Origin of the sequence: Streptococcus mitis (assembly GCF_001074635.1) — a bacterium.
In the GTDB taxonomy this organism is placed as follows: Bacteria; Bacillota; Bacilli; order Lactobacillales; family Streptococcaceae; genus Streptococcus; species Streptococcus mitis_E.
Genome location: NZ_JUQO01000115.1, coordinates 1 through 10,584 on the forward strand (window position 1 = coordinate 1; position 10,584 = coordinate 10,584).

Here is a 10,584-nt window from a genome sequence, read left to right on the forward strand (position 1 = left end):
CAAACTAGGAAGCTAGCCGCAGGTTGCTCAAAACACTGTTTTGAGGTTGCAGATAGAACTGACGAAGTCAGTAACATCTATACGGCAAGGCGACGTTGACGTGGTTTGAATTTGATTTTCGAAGAGTATCAGTTATTATTTCCAGTTTAAAATAGCATTCAAACCATAGTGATCACTCACTTGTGGACTCTTGTTACCATCAAATACGACATGTAAATTTTCCACCGCTAACTCTTTGGTAGTAAAGACATAATCGATTCGAAGGGGTTCAGTGTTCCCTTTCCAGCCATCAATTTCTGGTGGAACGGTATAGCTACCGCTTTTCTCTTGAGCAACTTCAAAAGCGTCTTGTAAGCCTAATGGACTATCTAAAATAGCTTGGTAGCCTTCCTGTCCAGCCGGATTGTTGAAATCTCCAGCTAGCAAAAGCGGCTTGTTCAATTCTTTCAAGACAGCCTCAAATCGTGCCCATTCTTCTTGGAACCCTTTATCCCACCAAGAAAGATGGACACTGGCAACTGCAAGCTCCTTACCATCAACTACAGTTTCAGCCAGGGCGACACGGCGAGTATGATAGTCTGTTGGATCATCCACATCTGAAACCAAAATTTCTCTTGCTTCAATAGGTGTTTTAGACAAGATAGCCACACCTTCATGGTAGCGGTCATAACCAATATGGTTATAGACCCAAGTCCAGTAGTAATCTTTCCCTTGCTCTGACAACTTTTCAACCAAAAGTCTAACATAGTGATCTTGGTGAATAGGCTCAGCTGCTGGCAAAGCTTGATAAAAGTCATTAACCTCCACCTCTGGAGATGTGATCTCCTGATTGATTTCTTGGAAACAAATCAAATCATAGTCTTTTTCAAGAATATCCTCAAGCAAAATCTGGAATTTTTCCTCAGCTTCTTTTTCCATCCAACTATGAGTATTGAGTGTTAAAAATTTCATTCTTTTCTCCCAAAATAAGAGGTTGGAATACAGCTTCCAACCTCAAGTATATTACAATTCTACTTTAGCAACTGCTGTTTTAGCTGCAAGAGAACCTGTTTTTTCTAATTTAACTGATTTAATTGCATCACCATTTGTGAAGACAACTACTGTTGAAGTTTCACGTCCTGCTGCACGGATAGCATCCAAGTCAGCTGTGACAAGGAGATCTCCTGCTGCAACTTTTTGTCCTTCAGCAACATGAACTGTAAATGGTTTACCTTCAAGACTTACTGTGTCCAAACCAATGTGAACCAATACTTCAAGACCTGGTTCAGTCACAATACCAAGAGCATGTTTTGTTGGGAAGATGCTTGATACAGTACCTGAAACTGGAGATACAATGTTTCCATTTGCTGGTTCTACTGCAAATCCATCACCCATCATTTTTTGAGCAAATACTGGATCTTTTACTTGTTCCAAAGCAACAACTTGACCGTCTGCTACTGAGTAAACTTCCTCAGTAAGACCTTTGAAGTGAACAGTGTTTTGTTGTGCTTCAGTCATTTGGCTTGGAAGAGTTTCAGGAATGATTTCACCTGAATCAAGGATATCTTGGATATCAGATTTCAACACGTCAGCTTTTGGACCGTAGATAGCTTGAACCCCTTGTCCTTTCATGACAAGACCCATAGCTCCTTCTGCTTTCCATTGCTCTGCATTTCCTACTTTATCTGCATCTTTAACAGTTACACGAAGACGAGTCATACATGCATCAACATCAACGATGTTTGCACGTCCACCAAGAAGGTTAATAATGTTTACAGCTTGAGAGCCTGCTGCAACTTTCACTTCGCTGCTAGATTCTTCTGAACCTTCAGCAGTTTCGTAGTTTCCGTTACGCCCTGGAGTTGCGTAGTTGAATTTTTGAATCATGAAGTTTGCGATAAAGTACATGATTACAGCAAAGAGAACAGTTACCCAAATGAAGTTAATGATATCCATACCGATACCAGCACTGATTGCAATAGGTGTACGAGTCAAGAACTCGATTGAACCGAATGAGTGCATACGTAGGTTTACAACGTCAGCCATAGCGAAGGCAGCACCTTGAACAAGTGAGTAAACAAGATACATAGGTGTTGCTACAAACATGAACATATATTCGATTGGTTCAGTAACCCCTGTCAAGAATGTTGCAAGAGCTGTTGCAATCATCATACCTTTGTATTTATGTTTCTTGTCAGCATCAACATTACGGTAGATAGCAACAACTACACCCATCAAGATACCGAATGAACCGATCATTTGTCCAACTTTGAAACGAGCTGGATGTACTGTATCTAACAAGTGTTGGTATTGACTAGCATCAGTACCTTTAAGGTTTACAAGGTCTGTTACCCACGCAAGCCATAGTGGGTCTTGACCAAATACTTGACTACCTTTAGCTGCACCAGTTAAGACATCATAAGTACCACCAAGAGCTGTGTAGTTCATTGGGATAGTCAACATGTGGTGAAGACCAAATGGCAAGAGCAAACGTTCCAATGTACCATACAAGAATGGTGCAAGGATTGGAGCAGTTTCTTGTGAGTTAGCAATCCAGATACCAAAGCTATTGATACCTGTTTGAACTACTGGCCAGAAAGCAGCAAGTACAATTGCAGCAATTATTGAACGAAGAATAACTACAAATGGTACAAAACGTTTTCCGTTAAAGAATGAAAGTGCATCAGGAAGCTTACGGAAGTTATAGTATTTGTTGTAAGCAGTTGCCCCAATAAAACCAGAAATAATCCCTACGAAGACACCCATGTTCAAGGCTGGAGCTTCAAGAACACTGATAAAGTAATCAGCAACTTTGATTGATCCACCGAAGAGAGTAGTTACCATAGCATCTGGATTTTTCAACATATCGCCTGATACACCAAAGATTGTACCAGTGATACGGTTAATCAAGATGAAGGCAAGACCAGCGGCGAAAGCACCACCAGCACGTTCTTTAGCCCAGCTTCCTCCAATAGCGAGGGCGAACAAGATATGAAGGTTAACGATAACCCCCCAACCGATTTGTTCTAGTACACCACCAGTAATAACAAGTGGTGCAAAGGTTGGGTTAATCATCACGATAGACTTACCGATTGAAATCATCAAACCAGCAGCCGGCATAACCGCGATAACCACCATCAAAGCCTTACCGAATTTTTGCCAAAACTCGAAAGACAAGACATTTTTGAATGTATCTTTCATCATTCAAATCTCCTTTATTTTTATTTAGGCAAACGTTTTACGAAAACGTTTGCACTTTCTATAATTCAATTATACCACTTTAATTTTTTTTGTAAAGGCTTTTATTAAAAAAAGTAGTCTTTTTTCTAAAATTTTTGTAGTAAAAAAGGAGATATCAAAATCTCCTCAAATATACTTCTATTTTATTTTAGATTTTCAGGAATCGGCGCATAGAAATTCCTGATCCGATTGAACCGATAAAAATTCCAATCACAAATAATAAGGCAATCATCAGTGGACTGAATACTTCTGGTGATATCATTGAAAGGTTCTGACCAACCAATGACTTATTAACCGATTGGTAAACCATTTTATAGACAATAAATACCAAAACTGATGGAAGTGTTGCTCCAAGTAAACCAATGAAGGCACCTTCAAGCAAGAAAGGTCCGCGGATATAGCCGTTCTTAGCACCTACTAAACGCATGATTTGAATTTCACGGCTTCGTGAAATGATGGTGATACGTATAGTATTAGAAATCAAGAACACCGCAATGAAAATCAATAATCCAGCGATAACTAGTCCCCAGACACGAATAAATGAGGCTAACTTAAACAAGCGTTCTGTATTAGCACCACCATCTTGAACTTCTGATACACCTTCGATTTTTTTAGCCTCTTCTGCTACTGTCTTTACATCACTTGGTGTATTTGTATCAACGATATATGCATCATAGAGAGGATTGGCATCGCCTTCAAAGATTTTCCAGTTGTCCCCCATTGTTTCGGTCAACTTTTCATATTGTTCTTCTTTACTTGAAAAAGTAACACTCTTAACAGTAGACATCCCCTTCAAAGCATTGTATACCTTGTGGTAGTCATTATTTGTAACAGTTTGACCTTCTTTTTCAATAGTCTCGCTATTATCAGCTACATCCTTTCGAATATAAACCATCACTCGTACATTATTTTCAATATCTGTAGCTAGTTTCGCTGTATTGAAAATAACAGAAGCAAATATGGCAACCAAGGTCAAAGTAATCATGACTGAGCTGACAGCAGCCACTGTCATCCAACCATTTCGTTTCAAACTTTTTAGTGATTCAAATAAATGGCGAAAAAATCTACTAATCATCATATCCATACTCTCCTTTTGATTCGTCACGAACGACACGGCCATTTTCAATGGCAATGACACGGTGGCGCAAGGTATTTACAATCTGGCTATTATGAGTCGCCATCAAAATAGTTGTCCCTTGTAGGTTAATCCGTTCCAAGAGATTCATAATTTCCCATGAATTATCCGGGTCCAGGTTTCCTGTTGGTTCATCGGCTATCAATACTTTGGGATTATTTACAATGGCACGTGCAATCGCAATCCGCTGTTGCTCTCCACCTGAGAGCTCATTTGGGAAAGAACGAACCTTGTGCTTCAACCCAACCAAGTCTAAAACTTCCATCACACGTTTTTTGATATTACGGCGATTTTCCCCGATTACTTCCATAGCGTAAGCAATATTTTCATAGACCGTTTTCTTTGGCAACAGTTTATAATCCTGGAAGACAACCCCAACACTACGACGTAGAAGCGGGACGTCTTTCTTTTTGATCTTAACCAGATTAAAACCAGCAACTGATAGGCTTCCTTTATCGATTTTTACTTCACGATATAGAGAACGTATGAAGGTTGACTTCCCTGCTCCTGAAGGTCCTACAATGTAAGCAAATTCTCCCGGTTGAACGCTGACCGAAACACCGCGTAGGGCAGTCGTTCCGTTGTCGTATTTTTTGACGACATCTCTCATTTCAATGATTGACATGTGAGTTCCTTTCTTTCTTAGCTGATTCGCCACTTGAGGTAGGCATCGATAAAACCATCTAGGTCTCCGTCCATAACCTTATCTACCTGAGCAACTTCAAAGCTAGTTCGATGATCTTTTACCATAGTATAAGGCGTGAAAACATAAGAACGGATTTGGCTTCCCCATGTGATTTCTTTTTTCTCACCCTTGAGGGAATCTACCTCCGCAGCTTTCTTCTCTTGCTCCATTTGATAGAGCTTAGCCTGCAACATCTTCATAGCTCGATCTCTATTTCCATACTGGGTACGATCCACTGTTGATTGGACAACAATTCCAGTTGGAATGTGGGTTAAACGTACACCTGTTGAAACCTTGTTGACGTTTTGTCCACCGGCACCACCTGAACGGAAGGTATCCATCTTGATGTCATCTTCCCGGATTTCCACTTCAATGGTATCGTCCAATTCAGGCATCACTTCTACAGATGTGAAAGAGGTGTGGCGACGTTTGGCAGAGTCGAACGGCGAAATTCGCACCAAACGGTGCACACCCATTTCTGACTTGAGAAGGCCGTAGGCATTAGGACCTTCAAATGATAAGGTTACCGACTTAATACCAGCTTCATCTCCTGCTTGGTAATCCAATACTTCCACTTTAAAGCCTTTAGCATTACCATAACGAGTGTACATACGAAGTAACATATCTCCCCAGTCCTGAGCCTCAGTACCACCAGATCCTGGATGGATTTCCAAAATGGCATTATTATGGTCATAAGGTTCTGACAAGAGCAAGGTCATCTCGTAACTGGTCATCATCTTATCAAGTTCTGATAACTGTTCGACCAGTTCATCATGCACTGAATCATCTTCAGCTAAAAAGTCTAATAAAATTTCGACTTCATCCTGCAACTCTTCCATTTTGTGGAAGGTGTTGTAGGTGTTTTTTAATTCATTTAATTCTTGCGACGTTTTTTGGGCCGCGATATTATCGTTCCAAAAATCAGGTTCTGTCATCTTATTTTCCAAGATGGCAATCTCTTCCTCTAGACCTTCTAGGTCAAAGAGACCCCCTGAAAGAAGCTAATTTTTCACGATTTGCGTCAATTTTCTGACGAATTACTGAAATGTCCATAAATACTCCTTTTTTACATCATTTCATTATAGCATATTTTATCATTTCTTTCCATCTTTTGCTCTAATCCCTTATTACACGTAAAAAGAAGCCTTTCGGCTTCCTTTCTTACAAGACTTTTGCTGAAGTACGAGTAATCTCTTCTACTTGAATATTCTTTGATTCAAATTTTTCTTTCAAGGCTGGTAAATCAATTGAGCCATCGATTTGAACTTCGATAATCACCTTACCATCCTTACGCGGAATATTGACTGTATGGGAGATATTCAAATTTTCTTCTACAATTAAAGAAACAATTTTTCCAAGGACACCGACTTCATCTTCTGTAACAAAGCGCACACGAATTCCATCTTCACCATAACCAGCAATTTCAAGAAAGGCTTGGAAAACGTCACGGTCCGTAATAACCCCATAGACTTGATGGTTATCTACTACAGGAAGAATACCAATCTTGTTTTTCAACATCAGATAAGTTGCATCCTCTAGACTCGCATAGCCTGAAACAGTGACAACATCGCGAATCATGACATCTTTTACTTTTGTCTTATTTAGAAGATAATTCATCTCATAGATAGAAAGACTGGTTGCTTTTGATGGACTAGCTTGCGCAATGGTTCCCTCAGTCACCAAACCAACCAATTGATCATTTTCGATGACAGGCAAGCGGTGCAACCCTTGCTCTCTCATCAAATCTGCTGCATGAGATACTGTTGTATCTGTACTAATATAAACTACCTTGCGGGTCATAAAATCTTTAACTGCCATGAGACTTCTCCTTTTCTATTCTTATCCCTATTATACAATCTTTTTGTAAATCTATCAAACGCTTACATTTCTTTTTCAAAATTCAGAAAAGTATGAATAAGCTAGCAAAAAGAGCTCTAAAATCGAGCTCTGTGAATGAAGGTAAAAAACGTTTCATTCGATTTTTTCAATTATTAGAAATTCATCTTTTAATGTAGATAAAGATTGCTTACGCAATCTCCATCTGCCGACTAAAAAGGTCCCCCGGACTATAATGATGATTACTTCGTAATCCTCATCCACCGACTAAAACAATCCACTGGATTGTTTTAGCCACCCAGATACGCTTTTCTGACTTCTTCTGATGAAGCGAGTTCTTTTCCTGTTCCTGATAGGACGATTTTCCCTGTTTCCAGTACATATCCTCGGTCAGAGATTGCGAGTGCTTTATTGGCATTTTGTTCAATCAAGAGGACAGTTGTCCCTTGTTTCTGGATGTCTTGAATGATATCAAAAATCTCTTGGATAAAGATTGGGGCAAGTCCCATTGATGGTTCATCTAAAAGAAGAAGCTTTGGCGTTGACATAAGAGCGCGTCCCATGGCAAGCATTTGTTGTTCTCCCCCTGAAAGAGTAGCTGCATCTTGGTTCTTCCGTTCTTCAAGACGAGGAAAGCGTGAGAAAACCTTCTTCAAATTAGCTTGATTTTCTTCACGATTTTTCTTTAAGAAAGCTCCCATTTCAAGATTTTCCATAACAGTCAAGCCAGGGAAGACGTGGCGTCCTTCTGGAACTTGTGAAAGACCACCTGCCACGATTTTTTGAGCTGGCATTTTTTGGATTTCTTGACCTAAAAATTCAATCTTTCCTGAACTCGGTCGAACCAAACCAGACAAGGTACGGAGAATGGTTGTTTTACCAGCACCATTGGCACCGATAAGGGAAACAACTTCTCCTTCATTCACTTCAAAGCTTACATCACGGACTGCTTGGATCATGCCGTAATGCACAGAAAGATTATCAACTTTTAACATAGACATTAGGCTTCACCTCCTAGATAAGCTTCGATAACGCGTTTATTGGTTTTAATTTCGTCTGGAGTTCCCTGAGCAATCAAACGACCATATTCAAGTACGTAGATACGTTCTGTTACTTCCATGACCAGATTCATATCGTGTTCAATCAGCATGATCGTAATTTTAAATTCATCTTTGATGCGACGAATTAACTCAGTCAATTCTGCTGTTTCCTGCGGGTTCATACCTGCTGCTGGTTCATCTAAAAAGAGAATTTTAGGTTCCGTAGCGAGGGCACGAACAATTTCCAAACGACGTTGTTGTCCGTAGGCAAGATTTTTAGCAAGAGTTTCTGCATCACTATCTAAATCAAAGATTTTAAGCAATTCCAAGGCTTTAGCCTTTAATTCTTTTTCACTCTTGTAAAAAGCTGGTAAGCGCAAGAAACTAGCAAAAACATGTTGCTTGTGATGATTGCCAAAGGCAATCAAAACATTGTCCAAAACGGTTAAATCTTTAAAGAGACGGATATTTTGGAAAGTACGTCCAAGTCCCAAAGAAGCAATCTTATAAGGTGACTTCCCATTCAAAAGGTGACCATCTAGGGTTACTGTTCCCTCACTTGGTTCATAAACACCCGTCAATAGGTTGAATAGGGTGGTTTTACCTGCTCCGTTTGGACCGATTAGTCCAACCAATTCCCCTTCGTTCAATTCAAGAGTCACATCTCCAACAGCTGTTAGACCGCCAAAATGTTTGGTTAACTGTTTTACTTCAAGTAATGCCATTAGTTTTGTTCCTCCTTCTTAGATTTTTTAAAGAAACGTGATAGGCTCAATTCCCATGTTCCAAGGAGTCCACCTGATCTGAAAATCATTACCAATACCAAGGCCAAAGCGTAAATAATCATACGAACGCTAGCAACATCTTGGAGAAGCATATTCAAAATTCCAAGAACAATAGCCGAAACAATGGCACCTGTAATGGAACCAAGTCCACCAAATACAACAATAATCAAAACGTTGATTGAGTTGATGAAAGTGTAATCTTTCGGTACAACTGAACCTATAAATCCTGCCTGAAGTGACCCTGCAATACTTGCAGTAATAGCACCAAAGACAAAGGCGATGATTTTAATTTTAGTCGTATTAACCCCAACTGACTCAGCAGCGATTTCATCCTCACGAACGGAGAGGGTTGAACGACCAATTGGACTACGCAAGAAATTCAAGGTTGCAATGGTTGTAATCACGACAAAGAAATAAACCATTTGCCAAGTTGTAAAGTTTGGAATTCCCAAGATACCTGCTGCACCATTTGTAAGGCTTCCACCATTGATGATAAAGATACGAATAATTTCAGAAACACCAAGAGTCGCTACCGCAAGATAGTCCCCCTTCAAACGCAAGGTTGGAATTCCGACAAGCAAGGCAACTGCCCCTGAAAGCAAAGCACCTATCAGCATGGCTCCAAAGAAGGCACCGTAGGTTGGTGATTTAGAACCAATAATAGCTGCTGCATAGGCACCAATCGCCATGAAACCAGCATGACCAAGTGAAAATTGTCCTGAAAAACCAACGATTAAGTTGAGACCAACAGCCAGAATAATATTAATTCCAATTTGTTGTAAAATCTGAACATAGAATAGATTGAGTACACCGACTGAGACCAGTACACTAATCAAGCCATAGCCAGCTAATAAAAGGAGTAACCATAGAATATTAACTTTTAAATTTTCTTTCATCGTTTACACCTTCTCTTTCACATTTTTACCAAGGATACCAGCTGGTCGGACAATCAAAATCAACAACAAGATTCCATAAACAATGGCATCACGGAAGTCTGACATCCCAAAGGCTGTCGCAAAGGTTTCCAATAGACCAATCACAAAACCACCAAGAGCCGCACCAGGAATAATCCCGATACCACCAAGTACTGCGGCAACGAAAGACTTAAGACCTGGAGTAACCCCCATCAAAGGTTCAAGAGAGTTATAATAGAGGGCAATCAGAACACCAGCCGCACCCGCAAGAGCTGAACCCAAAGCAAAGGTAAAGCTGATAGTACGGTTTACATTGATCCCCATCAATTGCGCTGCATCGCTATCTACGGATACTGCACGCATGGCTTTCCCCATCTTAGTCTTTTGGACAATGACCTGTAACAAAATCATCAAAATCAAGGAAATCGCCAAGATCATTAACTGCACGTTTGTTAAGCTAACTGGTCCCAAATCATAGCGAACTGTTTGAATCGCTTGAGGGAAGGCACGGGTATTGGCACCAACCAGATAGACCATCCCATATTCCAATAAGAAAGAAACTCCAATAGCCGTAATCAAAACAGCAATACGAGTAGAGTGACGCAAAGGTCGGTAAGCAAGGAACTCAATCACGACACCAAGAATGGCTGTCGCTAACATAGCTACAATAAGAGCTACAAAGAAATTCATTTGGAAAGAATTAATCAAGAAATAACCGATAAAGGCTCCCATCATATAAATATCACCGTGGGCGAAGTTGATGAGCTTGATAATTCCATAAACCATGGTATATCCTAGGGCTAACAGCGCATAAACACTACCTAGAATCAAACCATTTACAAGTTGTTGGAGCATAAGATTCACTCTTTCTATTTATAATTTTGAGGCTTTCCCCTCACTTTTTGATAGGTTCTTTTACTCAATGAAAATCAAAGAGCAAACTAGGAAACTAGCCGCAGGCTGTACTTGA

General features: G+C 40.0%; 10 protein-coding genes. All 10 read right to left on the reverse strand.

What is annotated here, in order from left to right:
* Nucleotides 1-135 precede the first annotated feature (135 nt).
* The 10 genes from ADI58_RS04905 to ADI58_RS04950 all read right to left on the reverse strand — a co-directional run bounded on the left by ADI58_RS04905 (nucleotide 136) and on the right by ADI58_RS04950 (nucleotide 10,469).
* Nucleotides 136-951, reverse strand: a complete 816-nt coding sequence (locus ADI58_RS04905; RefSeq protein WP_049521679.1) for an endonuclease/exonuclease/phosphatase family protein — start codon at nucleotides 949-951, stop codon at nucleotides 136-138.
* Nucleotides 952-1,002: 51 nt separating this feature from the next.
* Nucleotides 1,003-3,183, reverse strand: coding sequence for a PTS transporter subunit IIBC (locus ADI58_RS04910; protein ID WP_080982468.1), 2,181 nt, complete (start codon nucleotides 3,181-3,183; stop codon nucleotides 1,003-1,005).
* 184 nt (nucleotides 3,184-3,367) lie between these two features.
* Nucleotides 3,368-4,294, reverse strand: a complete 927-nt coding sequence (ftsX, locus tag ADI58_RS04915) for a permease-like cell division protein FtsX (protein WP_049521686.1) — start codon at nucleotides 4,292-4,294, stop codon at nucleotides 3,368-3,370.
* The gene (ftsE, locus tag ADI58_RS04920) at nucleotides 4,287-4,979 is read right to left on the reverse strand and encodes a cell division ATP-binding protein FtsE (RefSeq protein ID WP_000022265.1); all 693 of its coding nucleotides are present in this window, start codon (nucleotides 4,977-4,979) and stop codon (nucleotides 4,287-4,289) included. Before ftsE ends, ftsX begins: the two co-directional genes overlap by 8 nt.
* Nucleotides 4,980-4,996: 17 nt before the next feature.
* Nucleotides 4,997-6,092, reverse strand: a protein-coding gene (gene prfB / locus ADI58_RS04925) for a peptide chain release factor 2 (RefSeq protein ID WP_112443476.1) whose coding sequence is annotated in 2 segments (ribosomal slippage) — nucleotides 4,997-6,019 and nucleotides 6,021-6,092 — 1,095 coding nt in all. Because the reading frame shifts where the segments join, the coding sequence is not laid out codon by codon here.
* 108 nt (nucleotides 6,093-6,200) lie between these two features.
* Nucleotides 6,201-6,857, reverse strand: a complete 657-nt coding sequence (locus tag ADI58_RS04930; RefSeq protein ID WP_049521681.1) for a CBS domain-containing protein — start codon at nucleotides 6,855-6,857, stop codon at nucleotides 6,201-6,203.
* Nucleotides 6,858-7,165: 308 nt separating this feature from the next.
* Nucleotides 7,166-7,876 carry an ABC transporter ATP-binding protein gene (locus ADI58_RS04935; protein WP_000062200.1) on the reverse strand — a complete coding sequence of 237 codons (711 nt, stop codon included), beginning with the start codon at nucleotides 7,874-7,876 and terminating at the stop codon, nucleotides 7,166-7,168.
* Nucleotides 7,876-8,640, reverse strand: a complete 765-nt coding sequence (locus ADI58_RS04940) for an ABC transporter ATP-binding protein (RefSeq protein ID WP_049521682.1) — start codon at nucleotides 8,638-8,640, stop codon at nucleotides 7,876-7,878. The genes ADI58_RS04935 and ADI58_RS04940 overlap by 1 nt, the downstream gene beginning before the upstream one ends.
* Nucleotides 8,640-9,596, reverse strand: a complete 957-nt coding sequence (locus tag ADI58_RS04945; RefSeq protein WP_049521683.1) for a branched-chain amino acid ABC transporter permease — start codon at nucleotides 9,594-9,596, stop codon at nucleotides 8,640-8,642. Before ADI58_RS04945 ends, ADI58_RS04940 begins: the two co-directional genes overlap by 1 nt.
* 3 nt (nucleotides 9,597-9,599) lie before the next feature.
* A complete protein-coding gene (locus ADI58_RS04950; protein ID WP_000941427.1) occupies nucleotides 9,600-10,469 on the reverse strand; it encodes a branched-chain amino acid ABC transporter permease in 870 nt (289 codons plus the stop codon).
* Nucleotides 10,470-10,584 lie beyond the last annotated feature (115 nt).